The sequence below is a fragment of the Jatrophihabitans sp. genome, assembly GCF_036388195.1.
GTDB lineage: Bacteria > Actinomycetota > Actinomycetes > Mycobacteriales > Jatrophihabitantaceae > Jatrophihabitans_A.
On record NZ_DASVSG010000126.1, the window covers coordinates 24,404 to 45,513 of the forward strand.

The window sequence follows — 21,110 nt, forward strand, 5'->3', positions numbered from 1 at the left end:
AGGCCCAGCGGCTCGGCGGCTCAGCGGCTCAGCGGCTCAGCGGCTCAGCGGCTCAGGAGAAGAACAGGAACTTGGTGAGCGCGGCCAGGCCCACCACCACGATCACCGCGCGCAGCACGGCCGGTGACAGCCGCCGGCCCACCACCGCCCCGAGCTGCCCGCCGACCGTCGAGCCGACCGCGATCAGGGCGACGTAGAGCCAGTTCGGGTGTGCCAGCAGGATGAACAGCAGCCCGGCGACCGCGTTGACCACGCCGGACAGGACGTTCTTCAGGCCATTGACCCGCTGCAGGTTCGAATCGAGCAGAGCGCCCATCGTCGCGACCAGCAACACCCCCTGGGCGGCTCCGAAGTACCCGCCGTACACCCCGGCCAGCAGCACCAGCACCCACAGCAGCACCGGATGCCGCCCCTGCGAGCCGTGCTGCTGCGCGTGCCCCACGAACCGCCGGGACAGCCGGGGCTGGGCGATCACCAGCGCGATCGCCAGCACGATCAGGATGGGCACGACCGCCCGGAACACCCCGGCCGGCAGCACCAGCAGCAGCAGCGCCCCGGCGATCCCGCCGATCAGGGACGCCGAGCCCAGCCGCAGCAGCCGGTCCCGCTGGCCGGTCAGCTCCCGGCGATACCCGTACGCGCCGCTGAACGTGCCCGGCACCAGCCCGATGGTGTTGCTGACGTTGGCGGTCACCGGCGGCACCCCGAGGGAGAGCAGCACCGGAAAGGTGATCAGCGTGCCGGACCCAACGACGGTGTTGATCGTCCCGGCGCCCACCCCGGCGAGCGCTACGGCCGCGGCTGCCCCGATCCCTGTCACCTGGCTACGGTAACCGCCACCCTCCGCACCCTGGCCAGCACCGGCTCCCAGCTGCCTTTGGTTGAATCGAGCCATGGTCACCACCGCTCCCCCTCGGCGACGACCCCACGGACGGCGATCCCGGCCGCGATGGCTGGCAGCGGTGATCGCGCTGATTCTCGCCGCGCTGACGGTCACCGGCTGCGACCGGGCCAAGAAGATCCCGCCGGAGCAGCAGGCGGCGCAGGCGTACCTGACCGCGCTGGGCGCTGCCGACGCCGCGACCGCCGCCCAGCACACCACCGACGCCGGCGTCGCCACCGCTGCGATCAGCAAGAGCCTGGCCGGGCTCGGCAACAGCAACAGCAACAGCGACAGCAAGAGCGACAGCAGTGGCCTCAGCGGCGAGCTGCGGGTCACCGGCCTGGCCGACCGGCAGCCGAACTCCGCGACCGCGAACTACGAGGCCAGCTGGCGCCTGCCCGGGCTGAGCACCCCGTGGAAGTACACCGGCTCGCTGCCGATGGTGAAGCAGGCGGAGAGCTGGCGGGTCAGCTGGGCTGCCAGCGCCATCCACCCGGACCTGAAGAACGGCTCCCACCTGACGCTCAAGCGCAGCCAGCCGGCCCGGGCCGCGCTGCAGGACGCCGCCGGCGCCCCGCTGTTCGCACCGACCCCGGTGGTGACCGTAGGCATCAACCCCGCCAACGTCCGGGACCTGTCCGGCCTGGCCGTCCGGCTGGCCGCGGTGCCGGCCCTGCAGACCACCGCCGGCGAGATCACCAGCGCGGTCAACGCGGCGGCCAAGGGCCAGTTCGTTCCCATCATCACGTTGCGCCGGCCGGCCTACGAGCAGATCAAGGCCAGGATCTTCAACCTGCCCGGCACCCAGTTCCAGTCCGAGACCCGGCTGCTGCCACCCAGCTCGAACTTCGCCAAGCCGCTGCTGGGCAGCGTCGGCCCCGCCACCGCCGAGATCGTCGAGGCCTCCCAGGGACAGATCAAGGCCGGCGACGTCGTCGGGGTGTCCGGCCTGCAGCGGGCGCTGGACGCGCAACTGCGCGGCACGCCCGGCGTCGAGGTCTACGCGGCCGACGACACCGACGCGACCCTGGGCGCCAAGCTCGGCACGGTCACCCCGCCGACACCCGGCAAGCCGGTCCGACTGACCCTGGATCGCGCCATCCAGGCGGCCGCCGACGCCACCCTCGCGCGGGAGTCCCAACCCGCCGCGATCGTGGCGCTGCAACCGTCCACCGGCAAGATCCTGGCGGTGGCCAACAGCGCCAGCGCACCGGGCGACATCGCTCTGACCGGCCAGTACCCGGCCGGCTCGACGTTCAAGATCGCCACCTACACCGCCGCGTTCCAGGCCGACCCGGCGCTGACCGCCCGGACCACCGCGGACTGCCCGCCCACCATCACGGTCAACGGGCGGACCTTCGAGAACGAGGACAGGTTCTCCCACGGCCGGATCCCGCTGACCGCGGCATTCGGCTACTCCTGCAACACCACGGCGATCGACTTCGGCATGAAGCTGCCGGCCGGCGCCCTGGCCAAGGCGGCCCGCGACCTGGGGCTGGGCGGCGACTGGCAGCTGCCGACCCCGGCGTTCTCCGGGTCCATCCCGGCCACCGCCACCGGCACCGAGCAGGCCGCCGAGGCGATCGGGCAGGGCAAGGTGCTGGTCAGCCCGCTGCTGATGGCGTCGATGGCCGGCGCCGCCGCCTCGGGCGTCCCGATCGCCCCGTCCCTGGTCGCCGGCCAGCAGGCCAAGCCCGGCCCGGCGCTGGACAGCAGGCTGACCGCGAACATGAACGCGCTGATGCGGGCCACCGTGGCCATGCCCGGCGCCACCGGCTACCCCCTGCTGCACGACCTGCCCGGCGAGATCCGGGGCAAGACCGGCACCGCGGAGTTCGGAACCGACACCCCGCCCAAGAGCCACTCCTGGTTCGCCGGCGTCCGCGGCGACAGTTCCGATATGGCCATCGCGGTGTTCGTCTACGGCGGCGAGGACTCGACCACCGGCGCGGTTCCGTTGGCCAGGCAGTTCTTCACCAGGGCGGGGTGAGTTTGTACGGTGGATTCATGACCACCAACGATGCGCACGTCTACGACAGTCCCGAGGGATGGGTCGCCGACCACATCCAGCGGTACGTGGAGACCAACGGCGAGGAGGGCCACAACTGGAACGGGGTGCCGACCCTGCTGCTCACCACCAAGGGCCGCAAGAGCGGCAAGCTGCGCCGCACCGCCCTGATCTACGGCACCTCGGGCTCGTCCTACGTCGTGGTCGCCTCCAAGGGCGGCGACGACAGCCACCCCGCCTGGTACCTGAACCTGACCGAGAACCCGGAGGTCGCGGTCCAGGTCGGCGCGGAGGACTTCGTCGCCATGGCCCGGACGGCTGAGGACTCGGAGAAGCCGGAGCTCTGGCAGCTGATGTGCCAGATCTGGCCGGCGTACGAGGAGTACCAGACCAAGACCGACCGGCCGATCCCGGTGGTCGTGCTCGATCCGGTCCGCTGACCCCGGCTGGCCCGCGGGGGGCCGGGAATTCGTACCTGATCCTGATCTTCAGGTGACCTGCGGGTAGCTCCCGGCTCGTACAGTTCCGCTGTGCCGACCGACATGCCCAGCCGCGGGCTGATCCTGGTGATCGAGGACGAGCCGGCCATCGCCGAGCTGATCCGGCTGAACCTGGCCGGAGCGGGTTTCGGGGTCCGGCTGGAACGTGACGGCGAGGCCGGCCTGGCGGCGGTCGGCCGGCTGCGTCCGGCCGCGGTGATCCTGGACGTCGGGCTGCCGGGCATCGACGGGATCGAGGTGTGCCGGCGGCTGCGGGCGGCCCAGGACTGGACGCCGGTGCTGTTCGTGACCGCCCGCGACGACGAGGTGGACCGGATCGTCGGCCTGGAGCTCGGCGCCGACGACTACGTGACCAAGCCGTTCTCGCCGCGCGAGCTGGTGGCCCGGGTGGCCTCGGTGCTGCGCCGCAGCCAGGGGCTGGCCGACGGCGGGGCGCCGCTGCGGGTCGGGTCGATCCGGCTGGATCCGGCTGAGCGGCGGGTGCACGCCGGTGACCGGGAGATCACCCTGACGGCCACCGAGTTCGACCTGCTGGCCTACCTGATGCGCCGGCCCGGGCGGGTGTTCGGCCGGGAGCAGCTGCTGAGCGCGGTCTGGGGCTACTCGGCCATCGCGGGAGCCCGCACCGTGGACGTGCACATCGCCCAGGTCCGCGCCAAGCTGCGGGACGACAGCCCGATCCGGACCGTCCGCGGGGTCGGGTACGCCGTCGAGCCGCGATCACCGGATCAGGCCTGATGAGGCTGCCGCCCACGACGCTCGCGCAGCGCATCTCCGCCCTGGCCATCGGGGTCGCGGCGATCACCGCGCTGCTGGCCGGCGTGCTGGCGATCAACCTGGTGCACCGCTCGGACACCGCCGCCGCCCGGAGCATCCTGGGCAACCTCGCCGACGTCGCCCGGGTGACCGCCGACCAGGGCCCGAACGCCCGGGGCAGCCAGGCCAGGGCGCGGGCCAGCCTGCGCAACCTGGGCATCCAGTCGGCATCGATCGACAGCTCCGGCGCCGTGGCCACCAACAGCCCGCTGCTGCGGGTGGCGCTGACCGCCGAGGACGTCCGCACCGTGTTGGCCAGCGGCTCGCTGTCAGTACAGCGGCGGATCCAGGGCCAGCAGGTGCTGATCGAGGCGCGGGGCACCCGGGCCGGTGGCATCGCGCTGGCGCAGCGGCGGTCGGAGGCCACCGCCGCCGCCGACCGGACCGTCCGCCAGATCGTCCGGGCGCTGCTGATCGCGGTGGGCATCGCCGCCGTGCTGGGCCTGCTGGTGGCGCTGCGGATCTCCCGGCCGCTGCGCCGGACCGCCGAGGCGGCCCATGCGCTGGCCGGCGGACGCCGCGATGTGGCGGTGCAGGCCGAAGGACCCGCCGAGGTGGCCGAGGTCGCCGAGGCGGTGAACACCCTGGCCGCCGCGCTGTCGCACTCCGAAGCCCGGCAGCGGGAGTTCCTGCTGTCGGTGTCGCACGAGCTGCGCACCCCGCTCACCGCGATCACCGGGTACGCCGAATCGCTGGCCGACGGGGTGGTGGCGCCGGAACAGGCCGCCGAGGTCGGCTCGATCCTGCTCACCGAGTCGCGCCGGCTGGACCGGCTGGTAGCCGACCTGCTGGACCTGGCGCGCCTGGACGCCCAGCAGTTCCGCATCGACCTCGCCGACGTCGATGTCGCCGAGCTGTGCCGGGCCGCCGGGCAGGTCTGGTCGCGACGGTGCGCGGCCGTGGGGGTCCGGTTCGAGCTGCAGCTGGACGAGGCCGGCCTACCCGGACGGTTCGCCGTCCGGACCGACCCGGCGCGGCTGCGGCAGGTGCTCGACGGGTTGCTGGAGAACGCGCTGCGGGTCACCCCGGCCGGCGCGCCGGTCGTGCTGGCGGTCCGCGCGGAGCAGGCCGGTGGCCGCCGGCTGGTGGTGGCGGAGGTGCGCGACGGCGGTCCCGGCCTGACCGAGGACGACCTGACGGTGGCCTTCGAGCGCTCGGCGCTGTACGAGCGCTACCGGGGACTGCGGCAGGTCGGCACGGGGCTGGGCCTGGCCATCGTGGCCGGGCTGGTCAGCCGGCTCGGCGCTGCCATCGAAGCGGGCCGCGCCCCGGAGGGCGGGGCCCGCTTCACGGTGCGGCTGCCGGCGGGGTGAGCCGGTTGGGTCCGGTGGGGTGAGCCGTGCTGTCGGCTACTCGGTCACGGCGACGATGTGCTGCGCGGTCAGGCTGGTGGCGCCGGTTCCGATCACGGCGACCTTGTCGCCGGTGTGCACATCGCTGATCGTCCCGGGCGCGCCACCCTTGCCGTTGCCGTTGCCGTTGCCGTTGCCGTTGCTGTTGCCATTGCCCGGCTGGCCCTTGCGCAGCCGCACCTTGGTGGCGTCGGTGACGGCGTAGGTCTGGCTGAAGCCGTCCTGGGCCTTGACCGTGATCGAGCCGGCCGACACCGCGGTGACCTCGCCCCGGATCGCGTTGTGGGTGACGAAGGCACTGGCGTTGTCGCGATCACGCGTCACCCACTGGGCGTGCAGCGCGCGTCCCAGCGCCCGCAATTGCGGCCGGTGGCCCTTGCCCTTGCCCTTCGCACCCGGCTCGCCCTGCAGACCCGGCGCGGTGGAAGTGCCCGGCGCGCTCGGCGCAGTCGAGGCGGCGGCCGGCTTAGCGGAGGGCCCGGGCGAGCTGTGCCCGACGGTGGCCAGCGCGGCGGTACCGGCTCCGAGCACCACGGCCGCAGCCGAGGCCGCGAGCACGATCTTCTTCAACATGATGGTCTCCCTGTCGCAAGCTGCCAGAAGTGGACCCTGTTGACGGTGCCGCGTCAAGGTTGGCCTTCAGGCAGGGAATTGTCAGGGTTGTGTTCGGGTTCGCCGGCGGGGGCGGCGACGGGCCCGGCAACTAGGCTGGCGGGCGTGAGCCTCGAGCTGCGACTGGCCGCGCCGGCCGATCTCGACGCCGGCACCCTCTACCGAATCCTCCAGCTCCGGGTGGACGTCTTCGTGGTGGAGCAGCAGTGCCCGTACCGCGAGCTGGACGGCCGGGATCTGGACCCAGGGACCCGCTGGCTGTGGGCCATCGACGCCGGCTCGGTGCTGGCCACCCTGCGCATCCTGCGCGAGGATCACGGCACTGCCCGGATCGGCCGGGTCGCCACCGCTCCGGCCGCCCGGGCCGGCGGGATCGGCTCCGCCCTGATGCGCCAGGCCCTGGCCGCCGTGGACTCCGACGCCGAGTCCCCGGCAGCCGGCATCGAGGTGGTGCTCGACGCGCAGACGCCGCTGGTGGGCTGGTATCAGCGATTCGGCTTCGAGCCCGACGGCGCGGAGTTCGTCGAGGACGGCATCAGCCACCTGCCGATGCGCCGCCCCGGCCAGCTGTCCCGCCAGCCCAGCTAGTCCCGCTTGCCCCGCCAGCCCAGCCAGCCCAGCCAGCCCAGCCAGCGCCGCCGGTCCTGACGGCGGCCGGTGCCGGGCGCCGCACCCGCGGCCACCGCGGCGGCCAGCCGCTGGTAGCGGGCCCCCAGCACCGTGATCAGCACGTGCAGCGCCTTGGCGTCCGCGCCGACCAGGATCCGCGGCTTGCCGGCCAGCATGCCGGCCAGGATGACCTCCGCCGCCCGGTCGGCGCTGGTCCTGGCCAGCCGGCGGTCGAAGAAGTCGACGAGCGCGGCATGGTCCTCCCCTGGCGCCACCCGGGAGTTCCGGACGATCGAGGTCTTCACCCCGCCGGGATGCACGCAGCTGACCCGCACCGGGTGCCGGGCGGCCAGCATCTCCTGGCGCACCGATTCGGTGAAGCCGCGGACGGCGAACTTCGCGGCGTTGTAGGCGCTCTGCCGGGGCACGCCCATCAGGCCGAACAGGCTCGACATGTTCACCAGGTGGCCGTCGCCGCTGGCGATCAGGTACGGCAGGAACTCCTTGGTCCCGTTCACCACGCCCCAGAAGTTCACGTCCAGACCCACTCGATGTCCGGGTAGCCGACCTCGAGCAGGTTTCCGGTCACGCTCACGCCGGCGTTGTTGATCACGACGTCGACACCCCCGAGCTCCGCAGCCACCGATGCCGCGTAGGCCGCCATCGCCACCCGGTCCCGGACGTCGAGCTGGTCCGTGCGCACCAGAGCAGCCGGGCCCAGCAGCCGGACGGTCTCAGCCAGCCCGGCCGCATCGATGTCGGACAGGGCAAGCCGGGCGCCGTGGTTGGCGGCTGCCCGCGCCAGCGCGCGTCCGATGCCCGACCCGGCGCCGGTGATGACCACGACCTTGCCGGCCAGGACGGTCATGCCGCGCCGTCCGACGGGGTGCTGGCGTAGGCGTCCAGGTCGAAGGACGCGGTGAGCCGGCGGAACGTGTAGGTGGGCCGGGGCCACAGCGCCACGTTGCGGCCGTGCGCGTCGAGGTACCAGCTCCGGCAGCCGCCGGTGCTCCACACCGTCCGCCGCATCCGTCGCTGCACGTCGGCGTTCCAGGCCGCCTCGGCGGCTGCCGTCGGTTCCACGCTGGCCAGGCGAAAGCGGCGCAGCTGGCGCCAGGCATCGACCAGATAGGCCACCTGCGACTCGATCATGTAGACCATGGACGAGTGGCCGAGGCCGGTGTTGGGCCCGATCACCAGGAACAGGTTGGGAAAGCCGTGCACGGTGGCGCCCTTGTAGCCCTGGACGCCGCGTTCTGACCATGCCTGGGCCAGCGTCTGCCCGGTCCGGCCCTTGATCCGCTCGGCGATCGGCTGCTCGGTGGCCTGGAACCCGGTGGCCACGATCAGCACGTCGATCTGGCGCGCCGTCCCGTCCGCGGTCACGATCGCGTCCGGGGTGAGGTGGGAGATCGGCTCGGTGATCAGCTCGACGTTGTCGCGGGCCAGCGCGGGATACCAGTCGCTGGAGACCAGCACCCGCTTGCAGCCCAGCGCGAAATGCGGCTGCGCCTTCGCCCGCAGCACCGGGTCGCAGATCGCGCGGTCGATGTTGCGGGTGGCCGAGCGGCTGACCAGCGAGCCGATCCACGGCGTGGCGATGAACATCGGCACGGTCGCCTCCCGGGCCAGGTAGACCAGGCTGCGCAGCACCCGCTGGTACCCCGGGATGCGACGCATCGCCAGCTTCTCCAGCCGCCGGTAGGCCCGGTCGTGCCGCGGCAGCACCCAGGGCGCGGTGCGCTGGTAGACGTCCAACCGGGCCACCCGGCCGGCGATCGCCGGGACGATCTGGATCGCCGAGGCGCCGGTGCCGATCACCGCCACCCGCTTTCCGGTCAGGTCCTGGCCGTGATCCCACTGCGCCGAATGGAACACCGCGCCCTCGAAGGCCGCCAGGCCGGCGACGTCGGGCAGCTTCGGCTCGGACAGCGCTCCGGCGGCCGACACCAGCAGCCGGGCCGTGACCGGGCCCGCGGAGGTCTCGACCCGCCACAGCTCGGCGTCGGCGTCCCAGCTGGCGCCTTCGAACTCGACGCCGAACCGGAACCGGTCCAGCACGCCGGAGTCGCGGGCGACCCTGCGCAGGTAGCCCTGGATCTCCGGCTGCGTCGAGAACGACCGGGACCAGTCCGGGTTGAGCGCGAAGGAGAAGGAGTACAGCTGGGACGGCACGTCGCAGGCCGCGCCCGGATAGGTGTTGTCCCGCCAGGTGCCACCGACCTCGGCGCCCCGGTCGATGCACAGGAAGTCCTGCTCACCGCTGCCGGCCAGCTTGATGGCGGCGGCCAGGCCGCCGAAGCCGGCCCCGACGATGAGCACCGCCACCCGCTCCGGAAGCGCCGCGCCGGCCGGAGGCTGCTGGGCGATCATGCCCACAGCCTAGAACCTGGGCAACCGCTATCGACAGCAGCATTGAACAGCGACCAGTAGCGCGGCTGCGCCCGCCCGTCGGGGATGGACAGCCGCCCTAGGATGAGACGCATGGGGATCGTGGGGCTGGGGAGCCGGTGACGGCCACCCCCAAGCGGGTCCGGCTGACCCCGGACGCCCGACGGGAGCAATTGCTCGACCTCGGGGTGCGCATGCTGGCGACCCGCACCCTGGACGAGCTGTCCGTCGACGCCCTCGCCGAGGAGGCGGGCATCTCCCGCGGCCTGCTCTTCCACTACTTCAAGAACAAGCAGGACTTCCACCGAGCGGTGGTGCAACGGGCGGCCGAGGACCTGCTGGCCCGGACCAAACCCGATATGTCGCAGGATCCCACGTCCCGGCTGCAGCTGTCGCTGGCCAGCTACGTCGACTACGTGGAGGCCAACCATCAGGCCTACATCTCCCTCGTCCGGGGCGCGGCCGGCAGCGACGAGGCGTTGCTGGAGATCTTCGACCGCACCCGGGCCGCGATGACCGCCCGGATCACCGACAACCTCGAGGTCTTCGGCGCCCAGGACACCCCCACCGTCCGGCTGATGGCCCGCGGCTGGTCCGCGCTGGCCGAGGAGGCGGTGCTCGGCTGGGCGGCGGACCCGCAGCTGTCGAAGAAGGAACTGCTGCGAGTGCTCACCGCCACGCTGCCGGCGGTGCTGACCGCCGGCTAGCTCGGCGTCGATGCTGCCCGGTCGGCGACTTTCGGCCCGTCCGAGCCGCCGTTAGTTACTAGGATGTCCAACTATGGCCTTCATCGTGCAGCGCAACCCCAACCCGCACTCGGATGCCGACCGTGCTGCCGCGCTCGCGAACCCCGGGTTCGGACGGTTCTTCACCGACCACATGGTCCGCATCGACTGGACGCAGAGCGACGGCTGGGGACCCGGCGCGGTGCTGCCCTACGGGCCGCTGACCCTCGATCCGGCCGTCAGCGCGCTGCACTACGGCCAGCTGATCTTCGAGGGCCTGAAGGCCTACCGCCAGCCGGACGGCTCGATCGCCACCTTCCGGCCGGATGCCAACGCCGCCCGGATGGCCCGGTCGGCGTACCGGCTCGCCATGCCGGCGCTGCCCACCGAGCTGTTCCTGGAGTCCGTCCAGGCGCTGGTGGAGCTCGACCAGGCCTGGGTCGACGACGGCCCGGAGGCCTCGCTCTATCTGCGGCCGCTGATGATCGCCACCGAGGTCGGGTTGGGTGTCCGGCCCTCCAACGCCTACTCCTACCTGCTGATCGCGTCCCCGGTCGGGCCGTACTTCGCCAGCGGTGTGAAGCCGGTGACCGTGTGGCTGTCCACCGAGTTCAGCCGGGCGGCGCCCGGCGGCACCGGCGATGCCAAGTGCGCCGGCAACTACGCCGCCTCCATGGTCGCCCAGGCGCAGGCCCAGCAGCAGGGCTGCGACCAGGTCGTCTGGCTCGACGCCGTCGAGCACCGCTACGTCGAAGAGATGGGCGGGATGAACCTGTACTTCGTCTTCGGCAGCGGCTCCACCGCCCGGATCGTGACCCCGAAGCTGACCGGCACCCTGCTGCCGGGCATCACCCGGGAGTCGTTGCTGATCCTCGCCGAGGACCTCGGCTACAGCTCCGACGAGGCCGAGATCTCCACCGAGGACTGGCAGGCCGGCTGCGCCAGCGGCGAGCTGACGGAGGTCTTCGCCTGCGGCACCGGCGCGGTGATCACCCCGGTCGGTCAGGTCAAGAGCGCCGAGACCGAGTGGACGATCGGCGACGGCGGTCCCGGCCCGGTGAGCATGCGGCTGCGCAAGGCGCTGCTGGACCTGCAGACCGGAAGGGCTCCGGACCCGCACCGCTGGCTGCACCGGTTGACCTGAGGTGTTGACGTTCCAGCACTACCTCGACGAGCTGGGGCGCCAGGGCCGGCTGCTCCGGGAGTCGGCGCGCCAGGCGGCGCTGCAGGCGCCGGTTCCGTCCTGCCCCGGCTGGACCGTGTCGCGGCTGGTGGGGCACACCGCCAAGGTGCACCACTGGGCGGCCTGGATCCTGCGCGGGCGCGACCGTGACGAGTTCGAGTTCCCGACGCCCGCCGACGACCGGCTGTTCGAGGTCTACGACGCCGGGCTCCAGGACGTGCTCAACCGGCTGCGGACCGCGCCGGACACCCTGGCGGTATGGACCATGACGCCGGCCTCGTCGGCCAAGCTGTTCTGGGCTCGCCGGCTGGCCCACGAGACCGCCATCCACCGGGTGGACGCCGACCTCGCCAGCGGCTACGGCGTCGCCGGCTTCGAGCCGGAGTTCGCCGCCGACGGGGTCGACGAGCTGCTCACCGGCTCGGCCGCCCGGTTCGACCGCAGCGGCCTGACCAGCGACCGGACGATCTCACTGACCCCGCTGGACTCCAACGCGTCCTGGACGCTGTGCATCGGCCCGGACCAGCTCAGCTGCCGTCCGGTGGCCCTGGACCATGCCGACCTGGCCGTCTTCGGCCTGGCCGATGATCTCTACCGTTGGGTGTGGAACCGGGCCGGCGACGACGACGTGGCGCTGCGCGGCGACCTGAGCCTGGCTGACCGGTGGCGGCGGGACTTCACGGTGCGGGCTCGGGGCCGCTAGGCTCGCGGCCTTCAGGACGGCGCCTGCTTGGTGGCCGCCTTGACGGCCGGGCGGTTATCCAGGGAGGCCGCCAGCCGGTCGGCCAGGTCCTTGCGGCCCGAGGCGTACAGCCGGCGGATGTAGCTCTCGACCTCTCCCCGTTCCTGTTCGGTCAGCGCCGGGGCGGCGGGCTGGGCCAGGTCAGGGTGCTCGTCGAGGTCCGGTGGCTCGGGCGCCGGCTCTTCGACGTCGTCCACCGGGCCTACCGTCGCCTTGATGAACGATTCCAGCGCTCGCCGCTGCGCGTAGTTGAGCCGGTTCGCCTCGACCGGCGGCACCCACGGCTCCTCGACGCCGGCCGACAGGTTGGCCGCTGCTCGCAGCTCCACGACCGTCACGCCGGGAAGGACCCTGGCGAACGCCTCCAACACCGATTCGGCCGGGCTTCTCGGGTGGGTTCCGGCCAGGTAGCGGTAGACCGTCGCGCGATCGAGCGTGCCGCTGAGCGCCTCTACCAGCTGCGGCTTCTGCCAGCCAGCGGGTAGGTGCGCGTTCAGGTAATCGGACAGCGAGCTCACTAGCGGCGGTTCCTTCGGTGGTAGCCGAACAGCAAGCGACAGCGTAGAGCGCGCGCTTAACAAAGAACAGCTCTTGCTTGTACTGAGTTGTCCTGATTACGATCACGTCGCTGGTCGCTAGCGACTATAGACAGTATAGACGACACTAGACGAACTGCCTAGTCCCGTTCGTTGACCTGTCAGACCGGCGCGTCTACTCACGAACGGTTTCGAAACCACCTGGGCAGCCCGCGTGGCGGGCCTTATCGCTCTGAGCTACTACACGAGGGGGAACACATGAGGACCGGCCTGGTATCAGCGCTCTGGATCTTGCCCGAGGGGACGAACGATGCAACTTCGTAGCCGCCAGACGCTGATCGACTTCCTGGACGCCGCGGGGCTGTCCGAGCGCCAGCTGGCCCGCGCCGCCGGCCTGGGGCACGCCACCGTGAACCACCTGTTCACCGGCCGCCGCACCACCTGCTCGCTGAGCACGGCCCGCGCGATCGAGCGGGTCTTCGACTGTGGCCCCGGGGTGCTGTTCGCTCCCGACACCGAGGCCGACTTCCTGCAGCTGAGCCGCACGGGCTGACGCGCGGGCGGCTGCGCCCGGTTCGCTAGGATGATTGAGCGGTCGCACCGGTAGCGCACGCGGGTGTAGCTCAATGGCAGAGTTTCTGCTTCCCAAGCAGACGGCGCGGGTTCGATTCCCGTCACCCGCTCCATCCCATCACCGGCTCAGCGCCCTGCCTTCGCCGCCATTACGGCCCCGGCGGGCAGGCGCTGGCGCCCGGTCCAGCACGCAGTCACCGCAGACCGGCGCGGCTGAGTCGGTCAACCGGTACACCAGGCAGCAACTGCGCCGGCGAAAGCCGCGCTGCTTGCCGTCCTGATCGCTGCCGTCCGGATCGCTGCCGTCCGGATCGCTGCCTTCCGGATCGCTGCCGTGGTGCCGGTCCCGCAGCGGTGGTTGGCTCAGCAGCCCGGCCACGATCGCCTTAGCGCGGCCGGCCAAGTCGGCTCTGGCCGAGTCGGCGCCGGCCAAGTCAGCTCTGGCCAAGTCAGCTCTGGCCAAGTCGGCGCCGGCCAGATCCGCGCCGGCCAGATCCGCGGCGCCGAACAGGGCCACCGACCCGTGCACGACCGAGGCGACATTGCCCCAGAGCACCTGCTCGGACACCCCGAACGCCCGGGTGGCCTCCACCAGCGCGCGTACCGGCCCGGCCAGCAGGTGGGCCGCCAGCAGGTCAGCGAGGGTTGCCGGGTCCCGCACGCACCCGGTGGCCGCCGCGAGGGCGTCGTCCCGGATCGACAGCGCGACGGCGCCACTCGCGCCCGGCTGCCAGCGCATCCCGGCCGCGTCCACGTCCAGCAGGCCGCCGGTGAGCGCGGCCACGCCGAGCGCCGGGCAGATCAGCCGGGCAGCCAGGCCAAGCTGGGCCATCGAGGCGGCCACCCGCAGCTCCACGGCCTCCGCCGGCCGCCCGCTGGCCCGGGCCAGGGCCTCCCGCACCACCGCGACCTGCGCCTCGAGCGCGCCGGGTACGTCGAACAGCCCCGCGAGCGGACGCCACGGCGGGACCGGCGAGGAGTGCGCCGGATGCGCGTCGAGGACGAAGAACGGCCCCAGCCCGGCCAGGCCGGCCAGCACGCCCGCCTGATCCGCCCGCGAGGAACCGGTCAGCGACACCAGCGGCCGGTCATGCCTGGGCCGGCGTCCGATCGGCCCGGTAGCCGGCCGCCCGGCCCAGCAGCCGGTCGGCCATCGGCGCGAACAGCAGCCCGATCGCCGTCCACAGCACCAGCTGGCCGGCGAGGGAGTAGAGCCGGAAGTAGAAGAGCACGTCGGCGGGGAAGCCGGGGTACCTGATCACGCCCTGGTCGTCCACCAGCGGCAGCGGGGTCTCGGTGGCCGTGGCGCCGGCCTGGCCGTTGCCCGGCAGCCCGAAGGACGGCAGCGCTGCCATCACGATGCCGATCGCGACGACGAACGCCGCCGCGGCCAGCAGGCTGGCGTTCCAGTTGCCGAACCGGGCGCTCAGCCGCTGTCCGAGCCAGACCGCCAACGCCAGGAAGACCACCGAGCACAGCACCATCAGCAGGTACATGCTGGTGCGCTCGGAGATGGTCTCGGCCTCGCCGACCGCGGGCGGGTTGGCGGGGTAGCGCAGGAACGGCGCCAGATACAGCCCGACGAAGCCGGCCGCGGCGACCAGCAGCGCCAGCGAGCGCGGACCCAGCCGGCCGACCCGGCCGAGGCACACCGTGTAGACGAGGGCGAACAGCACGCCCATCCCGAGGCCGAAGGCGATCATGCCGACCCCCATGCCGATATTGGCCTGGACGGTGCGGCTGAACAGCTCCGCGTGCTCGTGCTCGCCGGCGGCGTGGTGGAGCAGCTCCTGGGCGGCGTGCCGGCCGGTCTCGTAGTCGATGGCCTTCTGGATGTACGGCTCGGCGAAGATCCGGCCGAACAGGAACGTCAGCAGCCCGGCGATGGCGCCGCACAGGGCGCCACGTCCGATGAGATCCTTTTCCATCTTCGCCTCAGGCGGGGCCGCAGCGGCCACGGCGCCTAGTGGCAGGGGAAGCCGAGCAGGTGGCGGGCGTCGTGCACGAACTCGTGGATGTTGCTGTTCTGGCCGAACACCGAGACCGCGCCCTGGTCGAGCCCGATCAGGAAGTACATCGCCAGCCCGAGGAACAGGGCGCTGACCAGCCACAGCGCGGCCGTGCTGATCGGCACGACGACCGGGGTCGCGGTAGCGGCGGGCGACGGGGAGTTGCTGCTCATGTGGTGCCTCCTTCAGGGATTCTGCGTCCCTTGTCAGTTGGGGCGTCATGATGGCGAACAGACCTGACTCGCCGGCTACCAGGTGGCCGACTCACAGTGGCGCGACCGTGCCGGGTTCTCACCGGCTTCCGCACGCCATCACGCACCGCGGACGCTAACGGCCGGGCCGGTCCCGCGTCAACCGGACACCCCCGCAGCGGCTACAGGCTGTCGCGCCAGGCCACCCAGTCGCGCACGACGCTCAGGTCATAGGACGGACCGCTGAGGCCGATCGTGAACAGCCGCGCGCCGGCCTCCACATAGGCCGGGCCGGTCTCGGCCGGCGGCTCGGGCCGCACGCCCACCGAGCGCTCGATCTCGTCGGGGCTCCGGTCGAACTCCGCACACCAGCCGGCCAGCACCTCGGACTTGCGCTTGAAGGTGTCGAGGTCGGAGAAGGAGTGCCAGATGTCGGCATGCCGGGCCACCATCCGCAGCGTCTTGCGCTCCCCGCCGCCGCCGATCAGCACCGGGATCTTCCGGGTCGGCGCCGGGTTCAGCCGCTCCCAGCGGCGCTCGATCCGGGGCAGCGCCTCGGCGAGGTCGTCCAGCCGGGAGCCGGCCGTCCCGAAGTCGTAGCCGTAGGACTGGTAATCCTTCTCGAACCAGCCCGAGCCGATGCCCAGGATCAGCCGTCCGGCGCTGATGTGATCCACGGTGCGGGCCATGTCGGCCAGCAGCTCGGGGTTGCGATAGCTGTTGCAGGTGACCAGCGCGCCGATCTCGATGCGCGAGGTCTGCTCGGCCCAGGCGCCCAGCATGGTCCAGCACTCGAAGTGCTTGCCCTCGTCGTCGCCGTTGAGCGGGTAGAAGTGGTCCCAGTTGAACGCGATGTCGACGCCGAGGTCTTCGGCCTCGGTCAGCGCCCGCCTGATCTCGGGGTAGTCGGCATGCTGGGGCTGGAGCTGGACACCGATGCGTATTCCGGATGCGGTCACCGTCCAGACGCTACCGGGCTAGCGCAGGTATTGCGGCGGCTGCGGCGGTGGCGGCTGCCGGACGCCGGCCGCGGCCTGCTGCAGGTCGACGGCCAGGTTCTCCTTGCGCATCCGCAGATCGACGTAGAGCAGCGAGTCGACGCTGGCCAGGAACGGCGCGGTGAAGGTCACCACCACCATGCCCCCGACCGCGGAGATCAGCAGGTAGGCCCACGACAGCGAAGCACCGCCGCCGGTGCCCAGGAAGCCGGCCGGTTCGTCTCCGGTCAGGGCGGCGGCGATGGCGCCCACCACCGCGCTGACCGCGCTGGCGAGGATCAGCGTGATGAGGTAGCCCAAAGCCCGGATCCCCCAGACCCGCCAGAACGTGCCCAGCACCAGACGGTAGGACCGCCCCAGCGCCCGTCCGATGCCGTGGTTCTCGATGATGAGCGCAGGCACCGCGACGGCCCAGATGCCCCACAGCCAGATTCCGGGCGCGAGGCACAGCACCAGGCCGAACGCCGCCAGCAGGCCGACCAGCAGCGACAGCAGGATCAGCCGCCAGACCCTGGAGCGCACCTTCGACCACACCAGCTCCAAGCTCGCCGTGCGGCCGACGACGTCCTCGGTCACCACCACCACGATCATCCCGGTGAGCACCGCGGCGATGATGCTGCCCAGCAGCGACAGACCTACCGTGCTGGCCAGGACCGTGCCGAGCTGGTCCCAGTGCACCCGCGGATCGGCCGGGTCGCTCTGGTCGATCACCTGGACGGCCTGCTGGGCGGCATAGCGCTGCACGATCAGCCCGATCAGCGCCTGGACCGCGCCGGCCCCCGCCGACAGCCAGAGCACGGTGCGGGCATTGCGCCTGATCGCCTCGATCGCGCCGCCCAGGATCTCGCTGAGCGACAGCGGGCGCAGCGGTATGCACCCGGGCTTGGGAGCCATCGTGCCGTAGTAGTACGGGTTGGCGGGCGGTATCCCACCGTAGGGCGGCTGAACCACGAAGCCTCACCTCGTTCGGCGGTAGCGGGCTACCGCGGCGCGTGCTGGTCGCCGCCATCCTCGCAGAACCCTCTCGGGTGGTGAGGCAACCAGCGGGGGCGGTCAGCTGCGCAGCGCGCTCTGCAGCACCAGCATGCCGACTCCTAGGGCCAGCACCAGGAAGACCACCACCGACAGCAGGACGACCACGTCCATGAACCGGTCCCGGGCCACGGCGGCGGTCCCCACGCGCTCGGCGCGGGCATACCGGCGCTGCTGCCGGGCCGAGGCGCCCACCGGCTCAGGCTGGGCAGATCGGGACTCCTCCGGGCGGGCGGCAGCGCCGGAGAGGCGACGGGCTCGCCACGAGGCAGCACTGAGAGTCACCATCTCAGATTCGGACCGGGAGCCCCTGGGGAGAAGCCCCGAGTTCGAACTGCAACCTAGGTGTGATCGAGCGGCGACACTCCAGCGACAACCTGGGCAACCGGGTGGGGCCTGCGCAGCCCGTTGCTAGGTCCGGCTAGTCATCGCTAGGATTATTGCTATAGAGGCTTAGAAAGCACAAGCGGCTGCTCAGTCGAGGTGCTGCGCCCGCAGGTAGCGGCCGAAATGCGGAACGGTGAAGGCGATCTGGCCGCGCGCTCCCGAGTAGATCAGCCCCTTCTTCAGCAGCGCGTCCCGGGCCGGCGACAGCGACTGGGGCTTGCGCCCGAGGAACTCGGCCACCGCCGCGGTCGGCACCGACTCCGGTTCGGCGCCGTTCTGCTCCGCCGAGGCGGTCGCGGCCATCCCGTACAGGTACTCCCGCTCCGCCGGGGTGGCCCGCTCGAACCGGGAGCCGAAGAAGCCCACCGCCAGCTCGGCCTCGGCCTCGGGCGCTGCCACCCGGACGTCGGCCGCGGTGATCGGGGAACCGGGCGCGATGTCCCACACCGCCTTTCCGTAGGCCTGGATGAAGTACGGGTAGCCGGCGGTGATCTCGTACATCGCGGCCAACCCGTCGGGGGTGAAGTCCGCGCCCTCGTCCCGGGCCGGTGACTGCAGCGCCCGGTCGGCGGCCGCCCGGTCCAGCCGGTCGATCCGGGCGTAGCGGAACAGCCGCTCGCTGTAGGACTTGCTCGCCGACAGCACCGCCGGCAGGTGTGGCAGGCCGGCGCCGACGACGACCAGCGGCAGGCCGTTCTGGCTCAGCTCGTGGCAGGCCGCGCACAGCGCCGAGACGTCCGCCGGCGCCAGGTCCTGCATCTCGTCGAGGAAGATGGCGATGCCCCGGCCGGCGTCGGCAGCCAGCCCGGCCACGTCGCCGAACAGCTCGACCAGGTCGATCTCGATATCGCCGGAGTCCGCGCGGCCGGGCACCGCGGCGACCTCGATGCCCGGTTGCCAACGCTCCCGGAGCTTGGCGCCCGGCGAGTCCTTCTGCGCGAAGGACCGCAACACCCCCAGCACATGCTCGGTCGCCCCCGGATGGCTGCCGCCGAGCTCGCGGATCGCCACGTGCAGGGCGGCGGCCAGCGGCCGGCGCAAGGACTGGTCCGGCCGCGCCTCGAGCTTGCCGGTGCCCCAGCCGGCCCGGACGGCGGCGGAGCGCAGCGCGTTGAGCAGCACCGTCTTGCCGACCCCGCGCAGGCCGGTCAGCACGATCGAGCGCTCCGACCGACCGCGGGCGACCCGTTCCAGCACCACGTCGAAGGCCAGCAGCTCAGCGTCCCGGCCGGCCAGCTCCGGCGGCCGCTGGCCTGCTCCGGGGGCGTACGGATTGCGGACCGGATCCATGCTTGGACCGTATCCCGCTGTCTAGGCCGTACCTGAGATTGACCGATAGTTCGCGATCGTGTCGCGGGGCAGGTGATCCGGACCGGGTCCGATCGGGCTGGGTCAGGTCTGATCGGGCTAGGTCACCGCTGGACGGGCTCGGACTGGGTCACCGCTGGGCAGGCTCAGGCCGGCCGCGGCGGCAGGTCGCTCTCGGCGGTGCTGGCCAGCAGCAGCTGCCCGATCTCCCCCATCGCCCTCAGCTGCTCGGGAGTGAGCCGGTCGATGAGGTACTTGCGCACGGTGTCGACATGGCCCGGCGCGGCGGCCTCGACGATCGCGAAACCCTCGTCGGTCAGCTGGGCCAGCTGCCCCCGCCGGTCGGTCGGGCAGGTCAGCCGGCGCACCCAGCCCCGCTCCTCCAGCCGGGCGACCGCGTGCGAGAGCCGGCTGCGGGAGGACCGGGCGGCCTCGGCCAGCTCACTCATCCGCAGCGTCCGGCCCTCGGCCTCCGACAGCGGGATCAGGATCTCGAAGTAGCTGTGCGGCAGGTTGCTGTCGGCCTGCAGTTGACGGTCCAGCACGTCGATCAGGGCGCGGACGCCATCCACGAACGAGCGCCAGGCGGCCTGCTCCTCGGCGTTGAGCCAGCGTGTCTCGGTCATGTCCTCACCCTGGGCCACTCGGCGCCCGCCGCGGGTTGCGGCGCTGGCCGAGCTGACGCCACCCTATCCATCCCGGACGCGATCCATCCCTGATCCATCCACTCCAAGACGCCCACTTCCCTCCGGCCTCCGGACGCGCTCGGGCCAGCCACTAGCACGCCCGGACGATTAGACTGACCCCTCGGCGGGCAACGGCGCTCGCCAACCCCGGGCGCTGCCCCCGCATGCCCGGTCATGTGCCCTCGCAAGTCCCGTCAATCGCCCCCGCAAGCCCGTCATTCGCCCCCGCAGTCCGTCAATCGCCCCCGCAAGCCCTCGAAGGTGAGTTGTGCACGCCAGCCCCCTACGCGTCCTGCTGCTCGAACAGATCCATCCCGAAGCGGTCGAACGGCTGCAGTCAGCCGGCTTCGAGGTCACCAGCATGGACCGGGCGCTGGACGAGGCGGAGCTGATCGACGCGATCGCCGACGTGCACCTGCTGGGCATCAGGTCCAAGACCCACGTCACCGACAAGGTGCTCAGCGCGGCCCCGAACCTGCTGGCCATCGGCGCCTTCTGCATCGGCACCAACCAGATCGACCTGCTGTCGGCCACCGAGCACGGCGTGACGGTGTTCAACGCCCCGTTCTCCAACACCCGCAGCGTGGTCGAGCTCGCGATCGCCGAGCTGATCGCGCTGACCCGGCGGCTGACCGAGAAGAACGAGCTGATGCACTCGGGCATCTGGGACAAGTCCGCCACCGGCGCGCACGAGGTCCGCGGCCGCACCCTGGGCATCGTCGGCTACGGCAACATCGGCACCCAGCTGTCCGTCCTGGCCGAGAGCCTCGGCATGCGGGTGCTGTTCTACGACACCGCCGACCGGCTCGCGCTGGGCAACGCCCACCGCAGCGACAGCCTCAAGCAACTGCTGCACGACTCCGACGTCGTCACCCTGCACGTCGACGGCCGGCCGGAGAACAAGAGCATCTTCGGCGCGGCGCAGTTCGCGGCCATGCGGCCGGGCAGCCTGTTCCTCAACCTGTCCCGGGGGTTCGTGGTCGACTACGCGGCGCTGCGCGATGCCATCCTGGACGGCCACATCGCCGGCGCGGCGGTGGACGTGTTCCCGGTCGAGCCCAAGGGCCGGGGCGATGAGTTCGTCTCCGAGCTGCGCGGGCTGCCGAACGTGATCCTGACCCCGCACATCGGCGGGTCCACCGAGGAGGCCCAGCAGGACATCGGGCAGTTCGTGGCGACCAAGTTCCTGGACTTCATCACCGACGGCTCCACCGCCCTGTCGGTGAACCTGCCCGGCCTCGGGCTGCCGCGCCGCAAGGACACCCTGCGGTTGGTGCACCTGCACCGCAACGTGCCGGGTGTGCTGGCCCGCGTCAACGGCATCCTGGCCGAGCACCAGGTGAACATCGAGGCGCAGCTGCTGGGCACCCGCGGCGACGTCGGCTACCTGGTCACCGACAGCGTCAGCGGCACCACCCAGGCCATCGTGGACCAGATCCGCGCGATGCCCGAGACGATCCGGCTCCGCGTCCTGATCTAACCCGAGCGACCCTGGCAGCCCAGGAGGCGTGGCTACTGCCAGCTGCCTTGGCCACCGTCAGCCTCGGGCCGGCCACCCGCACCATGCCT

General features: G+C 71.9%; 22 protein-coding genes, 1 tRNA gene, 1 pseudogene and 1 riboswitch. Of the genes and pseudogenes, 11 read left to right on the top strand and 13 right to left on the bottom strand.

Features of this window, described 5'->3' with window-relative positions; all coding sequences use genetic code 11:
- Positions 1-52 precede the first annotated feature (52 nt).
- Entirely contained in the window at positions 53-820 is a 768-nt protein-coding gene (locus tag VF612_RS12875) for a sulfite exporter TauE/SafE family protein (protein WP_408660249.1), read from the bottom strand.
- A 142-nt stretch (positions 821-962) separates the two neighbouring features.
- Between VF612_RS12875 and VF612_RS12880 the strand changes: the two genes are divergently transcribed.
- The 4 genes from VF612_RS12880 (at position 963) to VF612_RS12895 (ending at position 5,520) form a co-directional block, all read left to right on the top strand.
- Positions 963-2,873 (top strand): penicillin-binding transpeptidase domain-containing protein, encoded by a 1,911-nt coding sequence (locus tag VF612_RS12880; protein WP_408660250.1) that lies wholly within the window; start codon positions 963-965, stop codon positions 2,871-2,873.
- Between the two features lie 17 nt (positions 2,874-2,890).
- On the top strand, positions 2,891-3,331 hold the full coding sequence (locus VF612_RS12885; RefSeq protein ID WP_408660251.1) for a nitroreductase family deazaflavin-dependent oxidoreductase: 441 nt from the start codon (positions 2,891-2,893) through the stop codon (positions 3,329-3,331).
- 90 nt (positions 3,332-3,421) lie between these two features.
- Positions 3,422-4,129 (top strand): response regulator, encoded by a 708-nt coding sequence (locus VF612_RS12890; RefSeq protein ID WP_408660252.1) that lies wholly within the window; start codon positions 3,422-3,424, stop codon positions 4,127-4,129.
- Positions 4,129-5,520 carry a sensor histidine kinase gene (locus tag VF612_RS12895; protein ID WP_408660253.1) on the top strand — a complete coding sequence of 464 codons (1,392 nt, stop codon included), beginning with the start codon at positions 4,129-4,131 and terminating at the stop codon, positions 5,518-5,520. The genes VF612_RS12890 and VF612_RS12895 overlap by 1 nt, the downstream gene beginning before the upstream one ends.
- A gap of 36 nt (positions 5,521-5,556) precedes the next feature.
- Here the strand turns inward: VF612_RS12895 and VF612_RS12900 are convergent, their stop codons facing one another.
- Positions 5,557-6,132, bottom strand: coding sequence for a hypothetical protein (locus VF612_RS12900; RefSeq protein ID WP_408660254.1), 576 nt, complete (start codon positions 6,130-6,132; stop codon positions 5,557-5,559).
- A gap of 144 nt (positions 6,133-6,276) precedes the next feature.
- Between VF612_RS12900 and VF612_RS12905 the strand changes: the two genes are divergently transcribed.
- Entirely contained in the window at positions 6,277-6,759 is a 483-nt protein-coding gene (locus VF612_RS12905; RefSeq protein ID WP_408660255.1) for a GNAT family N-acetyltransferase, read from the top strand.
- Here VF612_RS12905 and VF612_RS12910 read toward each other — a convergent pair.
- Both VF612_RS12910 and VF612_RS12915 read right to left on the bottom strand, forming a co-directional pair.
- Positions 6,756-7,648: pseudogene (locus tag VF612_RS12910) on the bottom strand (SDR family NAD(P)-dependent oxidoreductase). The gene VF612_RS12905 and the pseudogene VF612_RS12910 sit on opposite strands and share 4 nt — an antisense overlap.
- Complete coding sequence (locus VF612_RS12915; RefSeq protein WP_408660256.1) at positions 7,645-9,153, bottom strand: flavin-containing monooxygenase; 1,509 nt, start codon at positions 9,151-9,153, stop codon at positions 7,645-7,647. Before VF612_RS12915 ends, VF612_RS12910 begins: the two are co-directional and overlap by 4 nt.
- 137 nt (positions 9,154-9,290) lie before the next feature.
- Between VF612_RS12915 and VF612_RS12920 the strand changes: the two genes are divergently transcribed.
- From VF612_RS12920 to VF612_RS12930, 3 genes are all read left to right on the top strand, one after another.
- Positions 9,291-9,878 carry a TetR/AcrR family transcriptional regulator gene (locus VF612_RS12920; protein ID WP_408660257.1) on the top strand — a complete coding sequence of 196 codons (588 nt, stop codon included), beginning with the start codon at positions 9,291-9,293 and terminating at the stop codon, positions 9,876-9,878.
- A gap of 73 nt (positions 9,879-9,951) precedes the next feature.
- Positions 9,952-11,040: a branched-chain amino acid aminotransferase gene (locus VF612_RS12925; RefSeq protein WP_408660258.1), complete on the top strand. Its 1,089-nt coding sequence runs from the start codon at positions 9,952-9,954 to the stop codon at positions 11,038-11,040.
- A 1-nt stretch (position 11,041) separates the two neighbouring features.
- Positions 11,042-11,782, top strand: coding sequence for a maleylpyruvate isomerase family mycothiol-dependent enzyme (locus VF612_RS12930; RefSeq protein ID WP_408660259.1), 741 nt, complete (start codon positions 11,042-11,044; stop codon positions 11,780-11,782).
- An 11-nt stretch (positions 11,783-11,793) separates the two neighbouring features.
- Here the strand turns inward: VF612_RS12930 and VF612_RS12935 are convergent, their stop codons facing one another.
- The gene (locus tag VF612_RS12935; RefSeq protein WP_408660260.1) at positions 11,794-12,339 is read right to left on the bottom strand and encodes a hypothetical protein; all 546 of its coding nucleotides are present in this window, start codon (positions 12,337-12,339) and stop codon (positions 11,794-11,796) included.
- Positions 12,340-12,667: 328 nt separating this feature from the next.
- On the opposite strand from VF612_RS12935, the gene VF612_RS12940 reads away from it, so the two are divergent.
- Together VF612_RS12940 and VF612_RS12945 are read left to right on the top strand one after the other, a co-directional pair.
- Positions 12,668-12,910: a helix-turn-helix transcriptional regulator gene (locus tag VF612_RS12940; RefSeq protein ID WP_408660261.1), complete on the top strand. Its 243-nt coding sequence runs from the start codon at positions 12,668-12,670 to the stop codon at positions 12,908-12,910.
- A 59-nt stretch (positions 12,911-12,969) separates the two neighbouring features.
- Positions 12,970-13,043: transfer RNA gene (locus tag VF612_RS12945), tRNA-Gly, on the top strand.
- Between the two features lie 5 nt (positions 13,044-13,048).
- Here the strand turns inward: VF612_RS12945 and VF612_RS12950 are convergent.
- The 8 genes from VF612_RS12950 to VF612_RS12985 all read right to left on the bottom strand — a co-directional run bounded on the left by VF612_RS12950 (position 13,049) and on the right by VF612_RS12985 (position 19,481).
- Positions 13,049-14,008 (bottom strand): pentapeptide repeat-containing protein, encoded by a 960-nt coding sequence (locus VF612_RS12950; RefSeq protein WP_408660262.1) that lies wholly within the window; start codon positions 14,006-14,008, stop codon positions 13,049-13,051.
- A 10-nt stretch (positions 14,009-14,018) separates the two neighbouring features.
- Positions 14,019-14,858, bottom strand: coding sequence for a CbtA family protein (locus VF612_RS12955; RefSeq protein WP_408660263.1), 840 nt, complete (start codon positions 14,856-14,858; stop codon positions 14,019-14,021).
- A gap of 35 nt (positions 14,859-14,893) precedes the next feature.
- On the bottom strand, positions 14,894-15,112 hold the full coding sequence (locus VF612_RS12960; RefSeq protein WP_408660264.1) for a CbtB domain-containing protein: 219 nt from the start codon (positions 15,110-15,112) through the stop codon (positions 14,894-14,896).
- A gap of 46 nt (positions 15,113-15,158) precedes the next feature.
- Positions 15,159-15,255: riboswitch (adenosylcobalamin (AdoCbl) riboswitch) on the bottom strand.
- Between the two features lie 57 nt (positions 15,256-15,312).
- Complete coding sequence (locus VF612_RS12965; protein ID WP_408660265.1) at positions 15,313-16,089, bottom strand: LLM class F420-dependent oxidoreductase; 777 nt, start codon at positions 16,087-16,089, stop codon at positions 15,313-15,315.
- Positions 16,090-16,107: 18 nt separating this feature from the next.
- Positions 16,108-17,079: a hypothetical protein gene (locus VF612_RS12970; RefSeq protein ID WP_408660266.1), complete on the bottom strand. Its 972-nt coding sequence runs from the start codon at positions 17,077-17,079 to the stop codon at positions 16,108-16,110.
- Between the two features lie 102 nt (positions 17,080-17,181).
- On the bottom strand, positions 17,182-17,355 hold the full coding sequence (locus tag VF612_RS12975) for a hypothetical protein (RefSeq protein WP_408660267.1): 174 nt from the start codon (positions 17,353-17,355) through the stop codon (positions 17,182-17,184).
- A 279-nt stretch (positions 17,356-17,634) separates the two neighbouring features.
- Positions 17,635-18,837 carry an ATP-binding protein gene (locus tag VF612_RS12980; protein WP_408660268.1) on the bottom strand — a complete coding sequence of 401 codons (1,203 nt, stop codon included), beginning with the start codon at positions 18,835-18,837 and terminating at the stop codon, positions 17,635-17,637.
- A 164-nt stretch (positions 18,838-19,001) separates the two neighbouring features.
- Complete coding sequence (locus VF612_RS12985) at positions 19,002-19,481, bottom strand: MarR family winged helix-turn-helix transcriptional regulator (RefSeq protein ID WP_408660269.1); 480 nt, start codon at positions 19,479-19,481, stop codon at positions 19,002-19,004.
- 328 nt (positions 19,482-19,809) lie between these two features.
- Here VF612_RS12985 and serA point away from each other — a divergent pair, with 328 nt between their 5' ends.
- The gene (serA, locus tag VF612_RS12990; RefSeq protein ID WP_408660270.1) at positions 19,810-21,021 is read left to right on the top strand and encodes a phosphoglycerate dehydrogenase; all 1,212 of its coding nucleotides are present in this window, start codon (positions 19,810-19,812) and stop codon (positions 21,019-21,021) included.
- The last annotated feature ends 89 nt before the right edge of the window (positions 21,022-21,110 follow it).